The 20,697-nt window shown below is 54.3% G+C and carries 21 protein-coding genes; 11 read left to right on the forward strand and 10 right to left on the reverse strand.

Going from position 1 to position 20,697, the window contains the following annotated elements:
* Positions 1-160: 160 nt before the first annotated feature.
* Both AWJ19_RS01850 and AWJ19_RS35035 read right to left on the reverse strand, forming a co-directional pair.
* Positions 161-1,255 carry a Xaa-Pro peptidase family protein gene (locus AWJ19_RS01850; protein ID WP_068721029.1) on the reverse strand — a complete coding sequence of 365 codons (1,095 nt, stop codon included), beginning with the start codon at positions 1,253-1,255 and terminating at the stop codon, positions 161-163.
* A gap of 92 nt (positions 1,256-1,347) precedes the next feature.
* Complete coding sequence (locus AWJ19_RS35035; protein ID WP_157889918.1) at positions 1,348-1,494, reverse strand: hypothetical protein; 147 nt, start codon at positions 1,492-1,494, stop codon at positions 1,348-1,350.
* Positions 1,495-1,630: 136 nt separating this feature from the next.
* On the opposite strand from AWJ19_RS35035, the gene AWJ19_RS01855 reads away from it, so the two are divergent.
* Both AWJ19_RS01855 and AWJ19_RS01860 read left to right on the forward strand, forming a co-directional pair.
* The gene (locus AWJ19_RS01855; RefSeq protein ID WP_068721031.1) at positions 1,631-2,476 is read left to right on the forward strand and encodes an SDR family oxidoreductase; all 846 of its coding nucleotides are present in this window, start codon (positions 1,631-1,633) and stop codon (positions 2,474-2,476) included.
* A gap of 95 nt (positions 2,477-2,571) precedes the next feature.
* On the forward strand, positions 2,572-3,075 hold the full coding sequence (locus AWJ19_RS01860) for a GNAT family N-acetyltransferase (RefSeq protein WP_068721033.1): 504 nt from the start codon (positions 2,572-2,574) through the stop codon (positions 3,073-3,075).
* 48 nt (positions 3,076-3,123) lie between these two features.
* Here AWJ19_RS01860 and AWJ19_RS01865 read toward each other — a convergent pair whose 3' ends face one another.
* Complete coding sequence (locus tag AWJ19_RS01865) at positions 3,124-3,453, reverse strand: helix-turn-helix domain-containing protein (protein WP_068721035.1); 330 nt, start codon at positions 3,451-3,453, stop codon at positions 3,124-3,126.
* A 90-nt stretch (positions 3,454-3,543) separates the two neighbouring features.
* On the opposite strand from AWJ19_RS01865, the gene AWJ19_RS01870 reads away from it, so the two are divergent.
* The 6 genes from AWJ19_RS01870 to AWJ19_RS01895 all read left to right on the forward strand — a co-directional run bounded on the left by AWJ19_RS01870 (position 3,544) and on the right by AWJ19_RS01895 (position 9,074).
* A complete protein-coding gene (locus AWJ19_RS01870; RefSeq protein ID WP_068721037.1) occupies positions 3,544-3,804 on the forward strand; it encodes a YqkE family protein in 261 nt (86 codons plus the stop codon).
* Between the two features lie 433 nt (positions 3,805-4,237).
* Positions 4,238-5,686, forward strand: a complete 1,449-nt coding sequence (locus AWJ19_RS01875) for an RtcB family protein (protein ID WP_068721039.1) — start codon at positions 4,238-4,240, stop codon at positions 5,684-5,686.
* 1 nt (position 5,687) lies between these two features.
* Positions 5,688-6,974, forward strand: coding sequence for an AAA family ATPase (locus tag AWJ19_RS01880; RefSeq protein WP_068721041.1), 1,287 nt, complete (start codon positions 5,688-5,690; stop codon positions 6,972-6,974).
* A gap of 281 nt (positions 6,975-7,255) precedes the next feature.
* The gene (locus AWJ19_RS01885) at positions 7,256-7,762 is read left to right on the forward strand and encodes a metallophosphoesterase (RefSeq protein WP_068721042.1); all 507 of its coding nucleotides are present in this window, start codon (positions 7,256-7,258) and stop codon (positions 7,760-7,762) included.
* Positions 7,763-7,874: 112 nt separating this feature from the next.
* On the forward strand, positions 7,875-8,339 hold the full coding sequence (locus AWJ19_RS01890; protein ID WP_068721044.1) for a GNAT family N-acetyltransferase: 465 nt from the start codon (positions 7,875-7,877) through the stop codon (positions 8,337-8,339).
* A gap of 24 nt (positions 8,340-8,363) precedes the next feature.
* Positions 8,364-9,074, forward strand: coding sequence for an HAD family hydrolase (locus tag AWJ19_RS01895; protein ID WP_241781563.1), 711 nt, complete (start codon positions 8,364-8,366; stop codon positions 9,072-9,074).
* A gap of 281 nt (positions 9,075-9,355) precedes the next feature.
* Here the strand turns inward: AWJ19_RS01895 and AWJ19_RS01900 are convergent, their stop codons facing one another.
* Positions 9,356-10,474 carry an FAD:protein FMN transferase gene (locus AWJ19_RS01900; RefSeq protein ID WP_068721047.1) on the reverse strand — a complete coding sequence of 373 codons (1,119 nt, stop codon included), beginning with the start codon at positions 10,472-10,474 and terminating at the stop codon, positions 9,356-9,358.
* Between the two features lie 271 nt (positions 10,475-10,745).
* Between AWJ19_RS01900 and AWJ19_RS01905 the strand changes: the two genes are divergently transcribed.
* Together AWJ19_RS01905 and AWJ19_RS01910 are read left to right on the forward strand one after the other, a co-directional pair.
* The gene (locus AWJ19_RS01905) at positions 10,746-11,318 is read left to right on the forward strand and encodes a TetR/AcrR family transcriptional regulator (protein ID WP_068721049.1); all 573 of its coding nucleotides are present in this window, start codon (positions 10,746-10,748) and stop codon (positions 11,316-11,318) included.
* A 100-nt stretch (positions 11,319-11,418) separates the two neighbouring features.
* The gene (locus tag AWJ19_RS01910; protein ID WP_068721051.1) at positions 11,419-13,515 is read left to right on the forward strand and encodes a YhgE/Pip domain-containing protein; all 2,097 of its coding nucleotides are present in this window, start codon (positions 11,419-11,421) and stop codon (positions 13,513-13,515) included.
* A gap of 110 nt (positions 13,516-13,625) precedes the next feature.
* Here the strand turns inward: AWJ19_RS01910 and AWJ19_RS01915 are convergent, their stop codons facing one another.
* Positions 13,626-14,558 carry a glycosyltransferase family 2 protein gene (locus AWJ19_RS01915; protein ID WP_068721053.1) on the reverse strand — a complete coding sequence of 311 codons (933 nt, stop codon included), beginning with the start codon at positions 14,556-14,558 and terminating at the stop codon, positions 13,626-13,628.
* A gap of 459 nt (positions 14,559-15,017) precedes the next feature.
* Between AWJ19_RS01915 and AWJ19_RS01920 the strand changes: the two genes are divergently transcribed.
* Positions 15,018-15,740 (forward strand): DsbA family oxidoreductase, encoded by a 723-nt coding sequence (locus AWJ19_RS01920; protein ID WP_068721055.1) that lies wholly within the window; start codon positions 15,018-15,020, stop codon positions 15,738-15,740.
* Positions 15,741-16,092: 352 nt separating this feature from the next.
* Here AWJ19_RS01920 and AWJ19_RS01925 read toward each other — a convergent pair whose 3' ends face one another.
* The 5 genes from AWJ19_RS01925 to AWJ19_RS01945 form a co-directional block, all read right to left on the reverse strand.
* Positions 16,093-17,673, reverse strand: coding sequence for an oleate hydratase (locus AWJ19_RS01925; protein ID WP_082707645.1), 1,581 nt, complete (start codon positions 17,671-17,673; stop codon positions 16,093-16,095).
* A 212-nt stretch (positions 17,674-17,885) separates the two neighbouring features.
* On the reverse strand, positions 17,886-18,461 hold the full coding sequence (gene dhaS, locus AWJ19_RS01930) for a dihydroxyacetone kinase transcriptional activator DhaS (RefSeq protein WP_068721059.1): 576 nt from the start codon (positions 18,459-18,461) through the stop codon (positions 17,886-17,888).
* Between the two features lie 64 nt (positions 18,462-18,525).
* The gene (locus tag AWJ19_RS01935) at positions 18,526-18,921 is read right to left on the reverse strand and encodes a hypothetical protein (RefSeq protein WP_068721061.1); all 396 of its coding nucleotides are present in this window, start codon (positions 18,919-18,921) and stop codon (positions 18,526-18,528) included.
* A 23-nt stretch (positions 18,922-18,944) separates the two neighbouring features.
* Positions 18,945-19,460 carry a hypothetical protein gene (locus AWJ19_RS01940; RefSeq protein ID WP_068721063.1) on the reverse strand — a complete coding sequence of 172 codons (516 nt, stop codon included), beginning with the start codon at positions 19,458-19,460 and terminating at the stop codon, positions 18,945-18,947.
* A 176-nt stretch (positions 19,461-19,636) separates the two neighbouring features.
* Entirely contained in the window at positions 19,637-20,674 is a 1,038-nt protein-coding gene (locus AWJ19_RS01945; protein WP_068721065.1) for an RluA family pseudouridine synthase, read from the reverse strand.
* Positions 20,675-20,697 lie beyond the last annotated feature (23 nt).

Consider the following 20,697-nt stretch of genomic DNA (forward strand, 5'->3'; position numbering starts at 1 on the left):
AACTTCTCATCGTACGTTCTTCTCATTTCGCCCATAAAAAAATCCCCTCCATAGTAGACAGATTAAACGGCTTGCTTTTTTCTGTCTACTATAGGGGGATCATATCAAAAAGGGCTTGCTGCTTTTTTTGTCTGCTGTGGTGCAGCGGGACTGCCGCTGCCTACAGATGAAGAACCGTCAACTCTTTGGGGAAGCTGGTCAAAGTGACAGGACCTTCGGCGGTAATAAACACATCATCCTCAATACGCACACCGCCCAGACCCGGTACATAGATGCCCGGCTCGACCGTGAACACATTGCCGTTCTCGATGATGTCGGTATTGAGGCCATGCAGCGAAGGATATTCATGGGTGTCCATGCCTAGACCGTGTCCGACACGGTGCATGAAGTATTCGCCGTAGCCTGCAGCTTCGATAACATCCCGCGCAGCTTTGTCCACAGAACCGAAGGTGGCCCCGGCTCTGGATGCAGCGATCCCGGCCATATTGGCGGCCAGAACGGTGTTGTAGATTTCAACCAGCTTGCTGTCGATTTCACCGACGGCAAAGGTGCGCGTTATATCGGAGGCGTAGCCCGCCGCGTATACGCCCATGTCGAACATCAGCAGATCGCCCGGCTGAATGATCCGGTCGCCCGGTACGCCGTGCGGAAGTGCCGTGTTGGGCCCGGAGAGCACCATCGTGTCAAACGAGGGGCCGGAAGCGCCGACTTTTTTCATCAGATATTCAAGCTCTGCAACCAGCTCAATCTCTGTTACCCCGTTCTTGATGTGGCTTAGCCCTCGGCGGAGTACTTCTTCAACCAGCTCTGCAGCGTGCTTCATCCGGCTGATCTCTTCCGGAGTCTTTCTGGCACGCATGGCCCGCAGCAAAGGCCCGATATCGCTGATGCTTCCGGCCGGAACAGCTGCGGATAACAGCTCGTAGCGGCTCACGGAGAAGTGCTCCTTCTCAATGCCGAGTGTCCCGGGTGCTGTGCCGCCAAAACGGGACTTAAGCAGCTCATACGGATTATCCGTATCACTGTGTGTCAGAATCGTTTTGACCGAGGAAGCTGCATGTGCAGCCTCACTGTCGAGTGCCGGAACAATCAGCACCGGCTCCTCGCCGCGGATCAGCAGCAGGCCGAGAAACCGCTCATGCGGGTTCGAGGCGAAGCCGGTCAAATAGTATACATGCTTGGGATCGGTGACGAGCAGTGCATCGAGCCCGTTTCCCGCCATTCCCTGCTCCAGACTAACAAGAGCATCGTTCATTACAGGTGTTCCCCTTTCGTATAACACTTTTAAAGCTCAATTCTCTTATTATAGCAGAGATTCGGTCAATGTCCCGATTAGGTCCTTCAGCTTCAGCAGGCTGCGCAGCGCCAGAGGCATATCGGGTGGGGCTGCATCCCATGGTCCGGCCACTCGCCGCCAAGAACGCGCAGCCGCAGCTCATCGGCAGCAAGCAGCAGCTCCTGCTCCTGCAGGTAGAGGCAGATATTCCGGACCACCTCCTGAAAGTTTTGGGGCTATTCTTTTCTTAAACCCCTGATATAATGTAACATTATCTTAGATCAACTGCCTGGAAAAGGCCAGGCCGGGACTGAAGCTGGCAGGGTCCTGCGCAGGAGAGGGGAATGAGCGGCTATGCATGGCAAAATTGTGCTCGTCACCGGCGGCAACTCCGGTATGGGACTGGCTACAACGATTGAAATGGCCCGGCGGGGCGCGAAGGTGGTTATGGCCTGCCGCAGCAGGACGCGCGGCGAAGCAGCTCTGGCTGAAGCCCGGCGCCGGAGCGGGTCGGAGGACATTACGCTGATGCTGTGTGATCTGGCTTCCTTCCAGAGTATCCGCAGCTTTGCGGGAGAATTTCTGGCGGCCTATCCGGTGCTGGATGTACTGATCAACAATGCCGGCGTAGTTACCATTAAGCGGGAGCTGACGGCAGACGGCTACGAGATGGATTTTGGCGTCAATCACCTGGGACATTTCCTGCTGACCAATCTGCTGCTCGGAGCGCTGAAGAAGGCCGGGCAGGGGAGGATTGTTGTGGTCGCCTCCGGCGCCTACAAGATCGGCAAGCTTTATCTGGAGGACCACACGCTGTCGCGCGGCTTCAACCCGGCCAAGGCTTATGCCCGTTCCAAGCTGGCTAACATCCTGTTTACGCGTGAGCTGGCTGCCCGTCTGCAGGGCACAGGAGTTACGGTCAATGCAGTTCATCCCGGGGCTGTCGGAACAAGCATCGGAGTGAACCGGGAGACCGGCTTCGGACGTTCGGTGCTGAAGCTGCTGTCGTACTTTTTCCTGACACCCGAACAAGGGGCGGACACCGCCGTTTATCTGGCGGCGGCGCCAGAAGTCAGCGGCGTGAGCGGACAGTACTACTACCGCCGCCAAATCCAGAAGCTGTCGCCGAGAGCCGCAGATGCGAAAGAAGCGGCACGCCTGTGGCAATGGAGCTCGGAGCACACCGAATTGGAGCAGTAGACGACCCAAGGGTAGCATAATAAGAGATGTATAGATTATGTACAGCCAAATCATTAGTTAAAATGATATAGATAATAACTAGGGGGAAAAGTAGGATGACCTTGAACAACTACAGCATAGAAGATGCATCACTTGAGGATTTGGGGACAATCGTGGAGATTTATAACTCTACCGTAGCAGGGCGTATGGTTACTGCAGATCTGGAGCCTGTAAATGTAGAAGACCGTCTTAAATGGTTCCATGAGCATAACAGCCATCACCGCCCGCTGTGGGTGCTGAAGCAGGGAAATGAGATTGCTGCCTGGTTCAGTTTTCAGTCCTTTTACGGGCGTCCGGCATATAACGGAACCGCTGAGATCAGCGTGTATGTGAATGAAAACTTCCGCGGCAAAGGGGCCGGCAGCATTTTGCTGGCCAAGGCACTCGAGGAGTGCCCGCGCCTTGGCCTCCAGAATCTGGTAGGCTTTGTATTCGGACATAATGAACCGAGCCTTGCTCTGCTGCGCAAGTTCGGGTTCAAGGAATGGGGGCTGCTTCCGGGTGTTGCCGTAATGGACGGTATCCCGCGCGATCTGGTTATCATCGGACGCAAGCTATAGCCGCCTAAGCTGTGCAGGAGCAGCCTGCACCCCAGAGGAAGGCAGCTCCTACTGCGGCGGGCATTCAGCGGAGTCGATCCAGGTGTCCGACCACTTTTCCAGATCACGCATGACGGATTCCAGAGCCCGGCCTTTGTCTGTCAGGGAATATTGAATCCTCACAGGTGTTTCAGGAAAGACCTCGCGCAGCACGATGCCCTCCTGTTCAAGCTCCTTCAGCCTCTCGGACAGGAGCCGCCCGCTGACTGGCAGCGCGGCTTCGATCGTACTGAAACGCTGCGGTCCCTGGAGAAGCTGATAAATGATCAGGCCTGTCCAGCGTCTGCCGATAATATCCATGCTTTTTTGCAGCTTTGGACACAGGTCTACGGATTTCATAAGGCTCACCTCTTACCTTACATTATAAACGGAAAGACTACCTGCTAAAACAAACTTGAAGTAAATACAGAAGCTGAAAGGATGATTACAATGGCTAAAAAGAAGCAGAATACCGGCGCTTCGCGCCCCGCTGCAGCGGATGCCCCGGCTACCCTGAAGGACTTGCTTAGCAGTGATGTGCTGAGCAAGCTGAAGGCACAGTCGGATGCACTGAAGGCTGAAGAACAGGATAAAAAGGAAGCGGCACGCAAAGCGGCAGAGGACCAGCGCAAGGCCGAACAGAAGCGTTTAGAGAATGATTTTGCCCATCTTTTGGAGAATAGCAATCAGGACTGGCACAAATTTAAATAATTTTTTACCGGATTGCCGGGTTGACAATTTACACCAGCGCCGATTATATTGAGGGTACCAAGAACAGAAGGGAGGCCGACGGGTCATGATTGGAACAAATGTACAGACACTGCCGCTAAGCCATATCACAACCGCATATGAACCATCTGATCCCAGCGCCTTCGTCCGGGAGACATGATGCGCAGTTGTGCTCATCTGTCTCAATCGAATAAGGGTATGCTTTGAGCCGGCGCAGCCCGGAGCCTCAAGCTGCCCTGCCTTACCTGGAGCCGTATGATCAGAAACTGATCTGCGGCTCTTTTTGTTGTATCTGCAAATAAAAATAAAACTTGTATAAAACGATTTTCTTTAGAAGAAAGGGAGTAACGACTATTCTGTATTCTAATAAAAATTGTTCCATACTAACCAACCCGAGAGGAAATGACATTAATTTATGAATAACATAGAACTGCAAGCGGGCTATGAGCCCCGTTATAAACATGAGGTTGCCCTTCCCGGCGGCGACCTCAAGGTGTATGCCAGCGAGCAGCTGTTTGGCTCCCTGGATTACAAGGTTTTGGAGATGGCCAACAATAATCTGCAGATTCCGGGTATTGAATATATGAGTTATACACCCGATGTGCATGTAGGTGTCGGAACCTGCATCGGGACTACCGCAGTATGGGACGCCGCGTCGGGCTATGTCTCGCCGTCCATCGTGGGCAGCGACATCGGCTGCGGCATGCGGGTACACTTGACCAACCTGCATAAGGACGATCTGCGCGAGGTGAAGCTGCGCCGCAAGCTGGTGCGTGCGATCGAGAGATACCTGCCGATGGAGCAGCAGCAGCGCGGCCATTACAGTGATATAAGGCTGGAGAATATTGTCCGCAAAGGCCTGCAGGGCCTGCCGAACAAGTATATTCCCGACAGCTACACACCGAAGAAATCGAGCGCGCTGTCGCATGTGGAGATCAAGAGGCTCGGCTTTGACGAAGAGATTCTAAATGAGCTGCCGGATATGGCCTGGCATCGCGGCCACCGCCAGCTCGGCACACTGGGCGGCGGGAATCACTTCGTAGAAATTCAGGCCATTGAAATCGCAGAGGAGCAGCGGGCCGTAGCCGAAGCCTGGGGCCTGAAGGACGGGCAGATTGCCGTGATGATCCACTCCGGCTCCCGGGCTTGGGGCGGGATGGTGAACCAGTTCTGTACGCCTGCCTTTGCCAGGGTCATGGGTCAGCTGGGGCTGGGCAGCGCCGACCCGCGGCTGATTTATGCCCCGCTTGCCCACCCGCAGGCTCAGCGGTACGTTAATCTGATGTACTCCGCGCTTAACTATGCGGTAGTGAACCGTCATCTGATCGCATATGGAGTGCGTGAGGCCTTCCGTGATGTGTTCGGCACCAAATGCGAGCTGCGGACGCTGTACGATCTGATGCACAACTATGCCTGGGAGGAAGAGACCTCCTCCGGCACGAAATTTGTGCACCGCAAAGGGGCGACACGGGCTCTGCCCGCCGGGCACCCGGATAACCCTGCTGTCTATGCCGCGACCGGTCACCCGGCGCTCATCCCCGGCTCAATGGGAACAGCGTCGTATATTATGGTCGGGCAGAGCGGCGGAGAAGAAAATTACTACTCCATCTGCCACGGGGCCGGCCGCATCCGTTCACGCTCAGCGACAAAACGGCTGGTATCGGTCCAGGATTTTTCCCGTTCGCTTAACGTCGGCAAAGAGGATGAGATTGTAGTAAATCAGCATTCCCTGGAATCTATCATTGACGAATCCCCTCAAGCCTATAAGAATGTAGATGAGATCATAGAAAGCGTTACGGGCGCCGGCTTGGCTGCTGTTGTAGCCAAATGCAAGCCGCTCGCAGCGATAAAGGGGACGAAATAGGATGAAGCAGGAGTATGAGAAGCAGGCTGTAGTTTTTCCTTATGATGCAGGTGCCGGCGGTCTGATCAAGGGCTATGACGTCTATGCCCGGCTCGTTGACGGTATTCTTGAAGCCCTGTATACACGCTATAATGTCCGCTATGAGCTGTACGCCAGCGATGATCCGAACAGTGAGTACTGGAAGCTGCTGCAGGATGATGTGCAGTCAGGCAATCCGGAGGTTGAGCATGTTGCACGGATCTTTGACCGGCTGGAAGACAGGACCTTCGTATACGATGATGACAAGGAGCAGCCGGAGTACAATATCCATCTGTCGATCCGCAATAATGTGCTGGCTTATCCGTCGATGGGTGTTGCGCTCGCCCGGGTGCCTGTATTCCAGGAAAACGGCATTAATTTTCAGGATTTTGTATTTGCCGCATCGGATAGCCAGCTGCAGGCTTTTCTCGGCAACGTGCGCAAACGGCAGCGGGAGCAGAACATCAACAAGGTGACCGTGTTTACCGACCGCCGTAACGGGGTCTGCCGTGAGGATGAGCCGATTACCCGGGCTGCCTCCCGTGAGGAGGTTGTGCTGGATGCTGCCGTCAAGAAAGAAATTTACCGCTCGCTGGACCAGTTTTTTGATGCGGACCGCAGCTTTTATGTCAAATATGATATCCCGTACAAAAGAGGCATTCTTCTCTACGGCCATCCCGGTAACGGCAAGACCACGCTCGTAAAATCCATCGCCGGGAGTGTGCCTGGTCCTGTAGTGTATTGGCAGATTACCGAATATACCAGCAGCGAGTCGGTGAATGAGGTGTTCGAGGCTGCGGCCCGGCTGGCACCGATGGTGCTGGTCATTGAGGACATTGACTCGATGCCGCAGGAGGTCCGTTCGTTCTTCCTGAATACGCTGGACGGTGCAACCTCCAAGGAAGGGATTTTTCTGATCGGAACGACCAACTATCCTGACAAAATCGATCCCGGCCTCATGAACCGCGCCGGGCGCTTCGACCGGGCCTATGAGATCAAAATGCCGAATGAGGAGCTGAGGCTGGAGTTTTTGCGGCTGCGCGGCTTCTCCGCTTTTGCCGGTGAGGAAGGAGTCAGTCTGGCAGCCCGCCTGACCGGGGATTTCTCGCTCACCCAGCTGGGCGAGCTGTATGTCAGCGCCGCCCTGGAGTGGCATGAGAACGGCACGGCCGATGTCGAGCAGCTTGTGCGCGGCATGCGCGGCGAGCTGGATAAGGGCCGCAAGCGGGAGTGGATGCGGGACGCCTCATCCACGATCGGATTTTACTGAACCTCTGCTGTATAGTTTGAGCCATGACGGCCGCTGAAGATTAAGCGGCCGTCATGGCTTTTTACGCTGCGGCTGTGGAACTGGCGGAACTAAAGTTGAGCTAAGGCTGGTGTAACAGGGGCAGACCTTTCGCGGAAAGGCTCTCCTATCCATAGATGATAGCGCTTTACTTGCTTCTGCCTGCTGCAAATCGTACAATAATCTGAAAATATGCATTCGCTGAAGTCATGATAGATGCACAAGATTATTATGCAGATTATGCAGATTAGGAGCTGAATCAGATGAAAATAGGCGTGGTATCCGATACCCATTTATCGCGGTCGGCCAAGGCTCTCCCGCAGGCGCTTGTAGAGGAGTTCCGCCAGGTAGACCAGATCCTCCATCTGGGAGACTGGGTGGCCCTGGAGATTTATGACCTGCTGGCCGAGCTTGCCCCGGTGGAGGGGATTGCCGGCAATAACGACGGCCCGGAGATTATCCGGCGGTTCGGTGAGCAGAAGATCGTTACTCTGGACGGGGTGCGGATCGGACTGATCCACGGGCATGCCCCGTACTCCCGTAAAGGGACGGACGGCAATGCACTGCTGGCCTTTGAAGGCCAGGAGGTGGACTGCATTCTGTTCGGCCATTCCCATCAGCCGCTGATGCGCAGGGAGAACGGCGTCCTGCTGTTCAATCCCGGTTCGCCCACCGACAAACGGCGCGAGAAGCAGTACTCTTTCGGGATTTTGGATATTGAGGAGGGCAAGATCAGCGCCCGGCATGTCTTCTACGACTCCAAAGAGTAACGGGCAGGGCTTTTATCCATATGATCCGTCATTCTCTCCATGGTCAGGCTGGGGAGGTTATTTTACAATTTTCCTATAATAAAGCCGGAGTGCTGAAAAGAGGGAATGAAGGATGGAAAATTACCGTTTGGTGCAGGCAGAGTGGCAGGATGCGGAGCTGATTTCGCCGCTGTTCAACGATTACAGGGTGTATTACGGGCAGCAGCCCGATCTCGCAGGAGCCTTAGCGTTTTTGCAGGAAAGGCTGAAGGCAGAGGAATCTGTGATTTTTATGGCGGTAAAAGATGTGGCTGGCAGCAGACAGGCCGGTGGCTTCGCACAGCTCTATCCGTCGTTCTCGTCACTGACAATGCAGCGGCTGTGGGTGCTAAATGACTTGTACGTAGCTGAGGATTTGCGCGGGCAGGCTCTGGGCAAGCTGCTGCTGTCAGGTGTGCGAGAGTATGCTTTGAGTACGGGGAGCAAGGGATTGACGCTGACCACCATGACGGATAATATCCGGGCACAGCGCCTGTATGAGGCTCAAGGGTACGTAAGGGATGAGGAATTTTACACTTATGATCTTATTTTTAAATGATAGCTTCAAGTAAGGAGAATTGTAGTGGATAACAGCAGTAAATTAGCAGTTTTTTTTGATCTGGATGATACGCTGTACGACCATCTGGTGCCGTTCCGTGAAGCGGTGCGCGAGGTGCTGGCGCCGGATGAGAGCAGTCTGGATTACGCGGAATTATTTTATACAGTACGGCATCACAGTGATCTGCTCTGGCCGAAGTACCTCAGCGGTGAGCTTGAACTGGAAGAGACGCGGGTGCTGCGGCTGGAGCTGGCTTTTGCCGAATATGGCATAGCGCTTAGCCGGGAGCAGGCTGAACGTGTTCAGGCGGCATATATCGGACGGCAGTACACCATTGAAATGATTGACGGGGTGGAGGAGCAGATCCGGCGGTTCCTGGCTCTCGGGCATAAGGTAGGGATTATCACCAACGGGCCGAAGGAGCATCAGACGAACAAGCTGCGGGGCCTCGGCATCGACAAGCTGATTCCGCCGGAGATGATCTTCATTTCGGATGCGGTCGGACTGGCGAAGCCGGACCCGGCGATTTTCAGGCATGTCAATGAGGCTACAGGAACCACCCCGGACAACTCGCTGTATGTCGGCGATACATGGGATAATGATGTGGTTGGCGCATTGTCGGCCGGCTGGAAAGTGTGCTGGTACAACCCCCGCGGCAGACAGCCTCGTACGGAGCATGTGCCGAGCTATATTTTTGCGGATTACCAGGAGTTCAGCAGACTTCCCTTGATTTGAGGGGCTGGCGGAATACAAAGATAACAGCAAGCGGCGGAGCCTGGGCTCAGCCGTTTTTTTTTGTCATTCATAAATACTTGTAAATAATTTCATTCAACATGATAGAATGCACACTCCCAAAGGTTCTCTGACAAATGAAAAAGAATAATCAGGTCCAGCCAATATGGCTGAATCCGGACACGGCGGCGGGTGAACTGATTTCGGAGGATAGTGACGGATAGAGGGAAGTTATGAAAAAAAGGGGGCTGAACGCCCCCTCTTACTTGTACTCATATATAAGGTTAATCTGCAAAAGTGTAGGTCGGATCGGTCAGCTGCAGTCTGTCCCGGATACCGGATGTTGCATAGATCTTGTTGTCTTCGGTGATGAAAAAGGCTTCAACTTCTTCCGGCAGGGACTCCAGATATTTCAGGCCGTCTTCCAGACCCATCAGGAATACACCGGTGGACAGGGCATCCGCATCTGTTGCGTTCGGACTCATAATGGTAATGCTCTTCAGCCCGTTCTGGGACGGGAAGCCGGTACGCGGGTCCAGAATGTGGTGATAACGGACACCGTCCTGCATGAAGTAACGCTCGTATACCCCGGAAGCGTCAATAACCTCATCTGAGATTTTGATCGTGCCCAGCTGGGTGCCGCGGCTCTGGTCCGGGTCCTGCAGGCCGATATTCCACTGGGAACCGTTAGGCTTGTTGCCAAGGGCGATAATGCTGCTGCCGCCCAGGTTGATCATTGCACTGTCCAGACCCTGCTCCTTCAGATAATCGGCAATCCGGTCAGCGGCGTAGCCTTTGCCGATTCCGCCCATATCCAGCACCATGCCTTCTCTGGCGAGCTTGATGGTCTTGGCTGATTCATCAATGATAATATCCTTATAATTAATCAGGCTCTTGGCCGCATCAATGTCTGCCTGGTCAGGCACATGCTCGCCGCCTTCCCCGATCGCCCACAGGTCCACCAGCGGCCCGATCGTCGGCTCATACAGCCCGTCCATATCTTCGGCATATTTAATGGATTGCTTCACAATATCAATGGTTTCGTCGGATACAGCTACTGCTTCCTTGCCGGCAGCCTGGTTCACGGCATACAATTCACCGTCTTCCTTGGTCCGGCTGAACTGGGTATCCATACGCTCCAGCAGGCCCTGAATATCATCCATATTCTGCTGGGTAGCATCGTTGCCGAATATCTTGATGTTTACAACGGTATCATAGATATAAAAAGTCTGCGCCAGCGCTTTGGTGCCGCCTTCTTCGGTTACGGTTGCGCCTCCCGGGGTTTCGGTTGCAGCGGTATTGCCGCTGTCATCCCCTTTGCCACCGGCCACAAGCCAGATTACGACAGCCGCAATAATGACCAGACCGGCCAGAATAAGCAGTAATTTTTTGTTTTTAAACATATTCCACCATCCATAATGTAGTTTCTAGATCACATCCTTCTTATCATACCCCAGAAAGAATGGCAATGGATACTAATTTCATGACATTTTACGGATAACATCGCACTGGCTAATGGATAAACAGTTGGATATAAAAGATGAAGAATAAATAAATTTTAAATAAGGTGTTGTCTTCTTCCTGCTGACATGGTAAATTACATATTGACCGAATGACCGAAAAATGAATTTAGTCAATTTCCGGTGTTTTTCCAGAAGGAAGGGAGTCCAAGTCATGTCTATCGACCGCAAAGCGTTAATTCTTCAGGCGGCAACCAAGTCCTTTGTGCAGTTCGGTTATAAGGCGACCACGATGGAGCAGGTATCCAAGATTGCCAACGTCGGCAAAGGCACCATCTATACGTTCTTCAAGACCAAGGAAGAGCTGTTTGAGGAAATTCTGGACAAGGCCACCCAGGAGTTAACCTCTGTCATGAACCGGATTGCCGCCGAGGAGGACACTTTTACACATAAGCTGTTTAATCTGCTCGATTCGATCCTCGAGTTCCGCTCCGATCACGAGCTGTTCGTGAAGCTGGCCCAGGAGGTGCGTGACATCGGTACGGTGCAGGCGCTGGAAGGGGTAAAGCGGATGGAGGATTATGCGCTGGATTTTCTGCGGCAGCAGATTGAAACGGCGATCACCAGAGATGAAGTCAAGCCCTGCGATTCCAGTGTGGCTGCGTTTATGATTCTGCGTTTATACCTGGCGCTGACAACGGAATGGAACAAAGCCCATGAGCCGCTTGATGAGACCCGGATCAAGGAGCATATGATGCTGTTTATTTCAAACGGTATTCTCAAGTAAAGTTGAACATTCTAGCCTGTGAAGGGCTATTTTTTTCCTGCAATAATGAATGAGTATGAAATTTTCATACATTTACAAATAAAAGAATGAGGGTGACCCTGTGAGAGCCATTAATGTATTCTGGAAAGATTTAAAAATACTGCTCGGGAAACCGATGCTGCTGATTACGCTGCTTGGTGTATCGGCACTGCCGATGCTGTACAGCGGATTCCTCGTCGAAGGCTCCTGGGACCCTTACGGAAATACAGGCAAGCTTCCTGTTGCTGTAGTCAACCTGGATAGGGGGGCGCAGTACGAGGGCAAGACGATGGATGTCGGGAATGATTTTGTGGACGAGTTAAAAACAAATACCGATTTTAACTGGAAATTTGTTGATGCAGCCGAAGCTGAAGACGGAATGGCGCACAACCGCTATTATATGACGATTACAATTCCGGCCGATTTCTCGCAAAATGCGACTACCCTGACGCAGGAGAAGCCGGTGCAGTCGGAGATTGTTTTTGAGCCGAACAGCGATTATAACTTTGTAGCCGGACAGATTGGCAACAGTGCGATGAACAAGCTGAAATCGAAGCTGTCCGCCAAAATTACCGAGGCTTATACCCGCAGCATGTATGAACAAGTGGATACGATTGCTGCCGGGCTTGGAGACGCCGGCAGCGGAGCAAGCGAGCTGCAGGAAGGCGCGGACAAGCTGACAGACGGCCTGTCCACCCTGAAAACCAACCTGAACAAGCTGTCCAGCGGCACAACAGAGCTGCAGAGCGGACTGAAGCTCCTCTATAAAGGAGCAGGCAGCCTGAATGAAGGCACAGGCACGCTGACAGCCGGGACTGCCGACCTGGCCAGCGGCCTCAGCCAGCTCTCCAAGGCGGAGCAGCAGCTGCAGGCAGGTGCGGAGAAGTCGCAGAGCGGAGCTTCGCAGCTTGCCGCCGGGCTTGAGAGCGCCAAGGACGGCAGCAGCAAGCTGACCGCAGGGCTGACCGCCTCCGAGGCGGCGAGCGGCCAGCTTGCCTCCGGTGCGCAGCAGGTAGCGGCGGGGCTTGAGCAGATGCTCGCAGCGACGCCGGAGCTGCAGGACAGCGAGCAGTTCCAGCAGCTGCTGGCTGCGAGCAAGCAGGTGGCCGACGGCAGCGTGCAGCTGCACAGCGGCCAGGAGCAGCTGCTGGCGGGCAGCACGCAGCTGACGGAAGCGCAGCAGCAGCTGTACGACGGCGCTGCGGCTCTGAGCAGCGGCGGAACGCAGCTGGTCACAGGCTTAAGCACATTCGGCGACAAGCTGAATGATGCGACCTCCGGCAGCAGCAGGCTGGCTGACGGTGCGGTGGCCCTGAAGCAGGGTGCTTCGCAGCTGGCTGAAGGGCTGACCAAGCTGGCCGGAGGCGTGGACGGCCTGTCGGAAGGCGCCGGCAAGCTGACGGACGGTGCAGGAGAGCTGCAGGACGGCAGCGGCAAGCTGGCCAGCGGCAGCGGTGAGCTGGCGCAGAAGCTGAATGACGCAGCCGCCGAAACGGCAAGCGTCAATTCCGGCGATGATACAGTCAGCATGTTCGCCGAACCGGTCAAGCTGGTTGAGAACACCGACCGCAAGCTGGATCACTACGGGCTGGGTATCGCCCCGTATTTCTTGTCGCTTGCGCTCTTTATGGGAGCTCTCGTGTTCACAACGGTATTCTCCCTGCGGGAATCCAGTGTGCCGGACGCTTCGCCGATGGGCCGGTTCGCCAGCCGGACGCTGATGTTCGTGATGGTCAGCGTGCTGCAGTCGCTGCTTGCCGTTGCGGTTCTCCTGTACGGCTTGAAGCTGGAGGTGCAGAGCGTGCCGCTGTTCTATCTGTTTACCCTGATCGTCAGCTTCACCTTTACCATGATTGTCCAGGCACTGGTGACCTGGCTGGATAATCCGGGCCGCTTCCTGGCGATCGTGCTGATGATCTTCCAGCTTACGTCCAGTGCCGGAACCTTCCCGCTGGAGCTGCTTCCGCAGTGGATGCAGAAGGTTAATCCGTGGCTGCCGATGACCCACAGCATCGTCGGCTACAAAGCAATCATCGCCAGCGGCGATTACGCCCTAATGCGCGAGCAGATCATATATCTGCTGAGCTATGCCACTCTGTTCCTATGCCTGACGTTCTTCTATTTCCTGCGCCAGAACGTCAAACGGACGAAAACTCCGGCTCAAGAGCTGACAGCTTAAATGAAATGAAAAACTCCCGCACGCCTGCTTAGGCGGTGCGGGAGTTTTGGTATGCGGGGCAGTGGATGGCTGCGGGCAGCGCAGCTGTGGGGGAGGAATGGTGTGTGTGGCTAATCCAGCATGTATTCCCTGTATTTGTTCTTTCGTGGATTGAGGACAAACCAAATGCCGCTGGCATAGCCGGATACGGCGTTGAAATTGCGCTTCAGCGTAGACTTGCCGGTCAGATAAGTGAGCGTCCAGAGGAGGGCGGCATAATTTTTGACCGGCGCTTTGCGCAGATTAAGCAGATAGTAATGATTCACCGCAGTGGCTCTGGCTACACGCCCGGCCTTGTCGCGCGAGCTTGGCGACTCATGATGGGTGATCTTCATCTCGGGATTGATCACAAGCTTGCCGTATTTGCTGGCCAGGTGGCACATGTAAATGTCATCGGCCACGGCATAGCTGGTCATCCAGGGATAGGGCTTCATATCCTTCAGGGCTTCCCGCTTGAACGACATATTGCAGCCGTGGAAAAAGTCGGTCTCAAAAATATTCTCCGTCTCTCCCCAGAGCAGCAGCGAGCCTGCAAGGGTACTTGCCGACAGCCTGCCCGGCGAGCCGGACATCTGACAGGTCAGCCTGCCAAGCAGCTTCCCGGATGCACTGCTGGATAATCCCTTGGCGATACCGCCGACGCCGACAATGGACGGATCGGATGCATAGGTATCGAGCATCCGGCGGATATAGAGCGGGTCGTCCAGCTCGGCATCATCGTCGAAGCTCAGCACAATCTCGCCGTCGATCAGCCCGAGCGCTTCATAGCGGGAGAGCCAGACCCCCGGTCTGGTTTTGCGGTAATAATGAAGCTCGGCATCCGGCATCTGGGCCAGCACCTTGCGGAAATACGTAAGCACACTGTCCCCGATCTCACCGTCATCGACAATCAGCAGCTCAATGGAGACATCCTCCAGCTCGGTCTGCCTGCCGATGGATTCAATGCACAGCGTAAGATCGCTGATCCGGTTGCGCGTGGGAATGACTATGGATACATCATGCATGCTGCTGCTCCTTCCGGGACGCTGGAACCGTCCGCTATAGTGGTTTGGGGAATCACCGGATTTTCTTGTTAATCCAAGTGTACATTCCCTCCGGGAAAGCCGTATATACCACTTTCGTGTACTTTTTTTGCGGATTTTCTGAAAATTGCAGGTGCGGACTAACATAGAGGGCTCAGAAAAAAGGAAAAAGGAGATCCGGCACGCTCCCGCCATAAATGAGCATTAGCAGCCCCAAGATGATGCCGGCTACTCCGGCCACGCGCACTATATTCCTGAGCCTGGGGTTCGTATGAGCTGAGGGTGTATGGCGTAAGCCGCAGAATAGGTTTGTGTTTTTCGGTTTATAACTATATAATAGTAAGTGACATATTATTTGTTATTGAAATCATGGTGTACGTAACAGGCCGGATGCCTAAGGGTACATTAACTAAGCATGCACACTATTAGGAGGTACTTACAATGAGAATAGATGTATGGTCTGATTATGCCTGCCCCTTCTGCTACATCGGCAAAAGTCGGCTGGAGCACGCGCTGAGCCAATTCCCGGACCGCGACAAGGTGGAGGTTGTATTCCGCAGCTTCCAGCTCGACCCGACAGCACGGACGGATGAAAGCAGAGACATTCATGAAATGCTGGCCTCCAAATATGGAATGACCCGCGATAAGGCTAAAGCGATGAATGCACAGCTGGCCGAGCAGGCGCAGGGCGTCGGACTGCAGTTTAACTTTGACACGCTTGTGCCTACGAATACTTTTGACGGGCACCGTCTTAGTCATTATGCCGCTACCAAAGGAAAAGACAAAGAGCTGACCGAACGTCTGCTAAAAGCGTACTTCACCGATTCGGTGAATATCGGCAAGCATGATGTGCTGGCTTCACTGGCTGCGGAAGTGGGCCTCGACACTGATGAGGTATCGGCAGTCCTGAACAGCGATGCCTATACTGCCGAAGTGAATCAGGATATTGATGCGGCCCGGCAGCTGAATGTGACCGGCGTGCCGTTCTTTGTCTTCAATAATAAGTATGCCGTATCCGGTGCACAGCCCGGCCCGGTATTTACAGAGGTACTCGACACTGTCTGGGCGGAAGAGCAGAGCAAGCCTGCACTGCAGGTTGTCGGCCAGCCCAAATCCCAGGCTCCGGACGGCGAAGGCTGCGATGACGGCTCCTGCAGCATCTGATTGCTGAACCCGCAGCGGTTACTGACCCTGCTGGGTTACGGAATCTCCTGCGGATTACTGCAATCGGTCGGGGAATGCTGAATTATGGGGAGCTGACTGTTAGAATTACCAGCGTAGTTATCCTGCGCTGTGCAGTATTGTTATACCGCTGAACGCGGGTGAAACAGGAGTACTGAATAGCGTAGCTGAGCGCACTTGGCCATGTGGAGCACGCCGGACAAACTGGAGCTCCGTATTGCCACCGCATAGCTTACACAATAAAACGCCAGATCTCCGGCAAATGGAGATCTGGCGTTTTTTGTAGTAAACCCGCAGCGACCTGCAGCAAACTTCGCAGCAGCGCCCCCGGCCCCTACCTGAACGAAGTCACGAAGCTGGCGAACAGCGTCCGCACATCGTAATGGTACTGGTGAATCGGCTCCACCGGACGGTTAATGCCAAGCAGGGTGTAGACGGCGATCCGCGCCGCGCGCACGGAATACTCCTCGGTGAATACGACATCGTCCGGGATCTCGCAGAACTGGCTGATGAACGCCAGATTGGTGGAGCCGTCCGGCACAACCTTCGGCCGGTCGGTGACAAGCCGCGGCATGAACTGGGAGGTGATGTACGGCATCATACACGGGATGCAGTTGGCTGTCGCCATGATCTCGTCCCGGTGTGCCTCAAAATGCAGATGGCCGATCAGCTCCTGCATAATCTCTTCCCCGGTGCAGTCGCACATTCTTTTGTTGACGAAATCGCCGACCTTGTCCGGATACAGTCCATAGCCCCAGAATACCTTGACATGCTCCGGCTGATTGCGGAAATGCGGCTGGAAGGCCAGCACAACCGACATGAACCAGCTGGAATCCTTGAAGGTGACAAGTGCGCCTGTACCGGCCCGGTTGCGGGTGAATTTCTCCATCAGGTCAAAGAAGACGGAATCCTGAAAGGTGACGGTGAACGACTCCCACTTCGATTCGTCCACATAGTCCGCGAACGGGGAGGGATTGCCGAGCCCGGGCTTTTTGCCGGCGATGTTCTCCCACAGCTTCCAGGAGCTGCCCTTGCCTTTCAGTTCAGGAGCTGAGGTCATCGAGCCAAGGCTTGCGCTTTCAGTCATAGAGCCGTTCGTGACAATGACGAGGTCGCCTTCTTTTACCTCAATCAGCTCCTCAACGCCCATGCGCGTCACATTCATGCCTGTAACGGTAATGCCGTCGCCATCTTTGAACAGCAGATCCGTTACGGTACATTTCAGCGAAAAGTCCACGCCGTGCGGCTCCAGATACTTTTGCAGCGGCAGAATAATGGAATCATACTGGTTGTACGGAGTGCGGGTTACCCCCTCAAGCGTCTGAATCCGCGGAAATTCATGCATGAAGCGGAGCATGTACCGCTTGAACTCAACTGCGCTGTGCCAAGGCTGGAAGGCGAAGGTGGTCGCCCACATGTACCAGAAATTCGTCGTGAAAAAATGCGGCCCGAACCAGTCGTTAATCCGCGCCTTGCCCATCGCTTCCTCCGGAGTAATGATCAGCTTGCCCATCGCCAGCCGGTCGGCCATATCGAAGCCCATCGACAGCACATCCTGAACCTCGCCGCTGCGGTCAATCAGCCGGGCATTGGAATGGGTGGGGTTAGCGGTATCGAAGGCGATAATTTCCTCGCGCACAGATTGTCCCGGATGGTCAATGGAAGGAATCGTACTCAGCAGCTCCCACAGATTCTCATACGCTTCATCGTTAAGCATCCGGCCGCCGCGGATGACATACCCCTGCTCTACGTCGCCTGCGCCGTCATTACTGCCGCCGAGAATATGCATTTCTTCAATAATGTGAATGTTCGCTCCGGGGAAATTACAGTCCCTGACCAGATAAGCCGCACCTGCAAGGGATGCAATGCCGCCGCCTACAAAATAAACCTGCCGGTTACCGTGCTCTTTTGTCACAAAAGTCGCCTCCATAGGGTTTGATGTGCTGTTCACTTGCTGTCCCTAATGTAATCCAGGAGTGAAACAGAGGGTATAATCAAAACCGCCGGAGTGTCCAAAATTTGGTCATTTGGCATAAAGTGTCTAGTTTTTTGACAGCAAGACCGGAAAAGGAACATGAATGTATGTAGAGAAATAACGACGGGGATATGCAAAAAAAGCCGGACAGCCTAAGGCCGTACCAGCTTTTTCTCGTATTTATGCAGCGCTTGAGTGAAGTTTCCTTCGATCATTACGCTGAGCTGTTCAATCATGTGCTTCGGCTGCTCCTTCATTCCGCTGCGCATCCATTGGATAATGAGTCCTGTGAAGGCCAGAGTGTAAAAATTGGCGATAAACGCCTTGTCCTCACCGCTGACCTCCATCCCGGCCGACAGCTCCTGAAGGACACCCATAACGAGATCGCTGGTCACCTCATACAGGTACGTGTCCAGATGACTTCGGCCGAGAGAATCCAGCGTGTTGCAGCAGAAGGTTTTGTTGTTCTCAATATAGCAAAAGATTCTGTAAAAGCCGTCCGTCCAAGTGCTGTAGCTGCGGTACCGGGCAATGCTCTCCACCGCCTCTGTCTGATAAATCCAGCCGAGCAGCTCAAAAATATCCTGAAAATGATAATAAAAGGTCTGGCGGTTCAATCCGCAGTCCTCCACCAGAAGCTTGACTGTTATTTTGTTCAGCGGCGTATGCTCCATCAGCTGCTTCAGGGAGCGGGCCAGCGCTTTTTTGGTCAGAAGGGATGTGGACATTCGGGTCACCTCATCTTGGAATCCTCTGAAACAGAAGCGAATGCGGGTATGTTAAAAGCCTGCTTCAGCCGTTACGCCTGCGCTTAACCAGGTAATAGATTCCTTCTGCAATGAGCCCCAGCGCAAAACCGCCCAGTGTGAACATTACGAAAGTGAGAAAGCCCGCCAGATCCTCCCAGCCGGACATATCCCTGTACGTATAGCTGAACATCAGAACCAGTCCGGTGATCAGTCCGGCCGTGGACAGGCACCAGACCAGCCTTCCTCCGAGCCAGCCAAGCAGATTAATTAGAACGGACACCACCAGTGCGAGCAGGCCGAATCGCAGGGCAATCATCAGATCAAAGGGTTCAGCGAGCACCGCAAAGCGGTAAATAAGAAGCACTGTCCAGAACAGAAGGCCGTATACGGCCATCCAGCGAAACCAGGTGTTGCTTTTGGCGGTTGGCAAAAATCTCATAGCCGGTTCACCCCGTTGTCAGTTTATACGTTCTCCAGCTCTTCCGCACTCTGCAGCAGATGGGCCAGCAGGTTCGGAATATCCTCCATCTGCTCCTCGGTGATCTGCCGTTTGAAGGTGAGCTGGATGCAGTTGTTGTAAATCTGTTCTTCTCCGCCATAGCGGAAGCTGAGTGATTGCTCGGGCTTCAGCTCTGGCCCCCAAATGCCGGTCAGAATGCGTTCAACCGCCGGGCACTGGATAGGAGGGTCGGTAACTTCCATATAGAAGCGGAGCAGCAGGCTGCAGCCGGGATTGCTGCCCGGTGTTTCCAGGATTTCATCGCTGAGCTCCTTCACGGAGGAGAGGAGGACGACCTCAGAGGTCACCTTGAATCCGTCCGTAAGCTTGAAGGCTAGCGTGAATTCTCTGGACATTACGGCCAGGTTGAGTATGTCGGTGCGACCCTTAATCATCAGGATGCCATCGAGATTATCATAGTCGTACAGCTGGTTTTCAAAGGCAATCTTGATGTTGTCAAAAACAGTGGGGTGGAACAAGGACGCACCTTCTTACGTTTTTTCTTTTTATTGTATCATGACGCAAAAGAGAGCGGAAATGTTCCGGCCGGCGGCAGAGTATGGATAAGGGGGTGTCCCGTGCATATGTGCCGGTACACCCCCTTATTGTGCTTTGATGTTCATTTATCATGCTCTTCCGCCAGCCGGATTTATCCTTAATTCGCAGGCGCAGGTGCGGTGTACTTCAGAAATGTCTTCGGAATCGGACTCTCGAAGGTCAACAGCTCGCCGGTTGTCGGGTGTATGAAGGAGAGCACCCGGGCATGCAGGCCGAGCCGGCCGACTGCCTTGGTTTCAGCGCCGTATTTCTTATCTCCGGCGATCGGATGGCCGATGTCGGCCATGTGGACACGGATCTGATTTTTACGTCCGGTCTCAAGGCGCACTTCCAGCAGGGAGAAATGGCGGTTCGCCTGGATCAGCTTATAATGGGTCACAGCATGCTGGCCCTCGCCTTCATGCGGGCTGGAGTACATTTTGAGCGTGGAGGTTTCCTTCAGCCAGGAGCTGACGGTGCCTTCGGCTTTTTTGACGGCTCCTTCCACAAGCGCCACGTATGAACGTTCCTTGACCATGTCCTTCCAATTGTTCTGCAGCTTCTGCTGCACCGCTTCGCTTTTGGCGAACATCATGATACCGGAGGTGTCGCGGTCCAGCCGGTGCACCACAAATATGCGGTTACGCGGATTGCCAAGGCGTACATGCTCCATCAGCTGGCGGTATGCTGTCTGTTCATTTTCATCACCGGTGGCGATCGACAGCAGGCCGGCATCCTTCTGGATGACAATCAGATCATCATCCTCATGGACGATGGTCAGGCCGGCCATCTCCTTGGCCTGCACCTGCTTCTCCAGGTCGATGGCCACGGTCTGACCTGGCTGCAGCGGATAGTTATGCTTCGTAACGGCCTTGCCGTCCACGGATACCTGCCCGCGGGACAGCAGGGACTTAACAGAATTGCGTCCGCGCCCGCTGAGCGTGTCCAGCAGAAACGGCAGGAGCTCGGCCGGTTCTGATACGGTATAGCTTTTGACCGATGGGGCAGCCTTTGCTCTGGCTGCCGGACCAGGCTTGCCGCCCGGTTTATGGGAACGGGTTCTTGCACCCTGTTTTGACTGTGGTTTGGCCTGGGAGGAGGCACCTGGCCCCGCGCCCCGTCTGGACGCTTCCTTAGGATTTCTTCTTGTGTTCATGGGCACATTCTCCGTCCTGTAAT

Origin of the sequence: Paenibacillus sp. DMB5 (assembly GCF_001517085.1) — a bacterium.
GTDB lineage: Bacteria > Bacillota > Bacilli > Paenibacillales > Paenibacillaceae > Paenibacillus_AQ.

Coding starts and splice junctions, on each gene's coding strand:
- AWJ19_RS01850 (WP_068721029.1), bottom strand. CDS start 1,255: ATGAACGATGCTCTTGTTAGTCTGGAGCAGGGAATGGCGGGAAACGGG.
- AWJ19_RS01855 (WP_068721031.1), top strand. CDS start 1,631: ATGCATGGCAAAATTGTGCTCGTCACCGGCGGCAACTCCGGTATGGGA.
- AWJ19_RS01860 (WP_068721033.1), top strand. CDS start 2,572: ATGACCTTGAACAACTACAGCATAGAAGATGCATCACTTGAGGATTTG.
- AWJ19_RS01865 (WP_068721035.1), bottom strand. CDS start 3,453: ATGAAATCCGTAGACCTGTGTCCAAAGCTGCAAAAAAGCATGGATATT.
- AWJ19_RS01870 (WP_068721037.1), top strand. CDS start 3,544: ATGGCTAAAAAGAAGCAGAATACCGGCGCTTCGCGCCCCGCTGCAGCG.
- AWJ19_RS01875 (WP_068721039.1), top strand. CDS start 4,238: ATGAATAACATAGAACTGCAAGCGGGCTATGAGCCCCGTTATAAACAT.
- AWJ19_RS01880 (WP_068721041.1), top strand. CDS start 5,688: ATGAAGCAGGAGTATGAGAAGCAGGCTGTAGTTTTTCCTTATGATGCA.
- AWJ19_RS01885 (WP_068721042.1), top strand. CDS start 7,256: ATGAAAATAGGCGTGGTATCCGATACCCATTTATCGCGGTCGGCCAAG.
- AWJ19_RS01890 (WP_068721044.1), top strand. CDS start 7,875: ATGGAAAATTACCGTTTGGTGCAGGCAGAGTGGCAGGATGCGGAGCTG.
- AWJ19_RS01900 (WP_068721047.1), bottom strand. CDS start 10,474: ATGTTTAAAAACAAAAAATTACTGCTTATTCTGGCCGGTCTGGTCATT.
- AWJ19_RS01905 (WP_068721049.1), top strand. CDS start 10,746: ATGTCTATCGACCGCAAAGCGTTAATTCTTCAGGCGGCAACCAAGTCC.
- AWJ19_RS01915 (WP_068721053.1), bottom strand. CDS start 14,558: ATGCATGATGTATCCATAGTCATTCCCACGCGCAACCGGATCAGCGAT.
- AWJ19_RS01920 (WP_068721055.1), top strand. CDS start 15,018: ATGAGAATAGATGTATGGTCTGATTATGCCTGCCCCTTCTGCTACATC.
- dhaS (WP_068721059.1), bottom strand. CDS start 18,461: ATGTCCACATCCCTTCTGACCAAAAAAGCGCTGGCCCGCTCCCTGAAG.
- AWJ19_RS01935 (WP_068721061.1), bottom strand. CDS start 18,921: ATGAGATTTTTGCCAACCGCCAAAAGCAACACCTGGTTTCGCTGGATG.
- AWJ19_RS01945 (WP_068721065.1), bottom strand. CDS start 20,674: ATGAACACAAGAAGAAATCCTAAGGAAGCGTCCAGACGGGGCGCGGGG.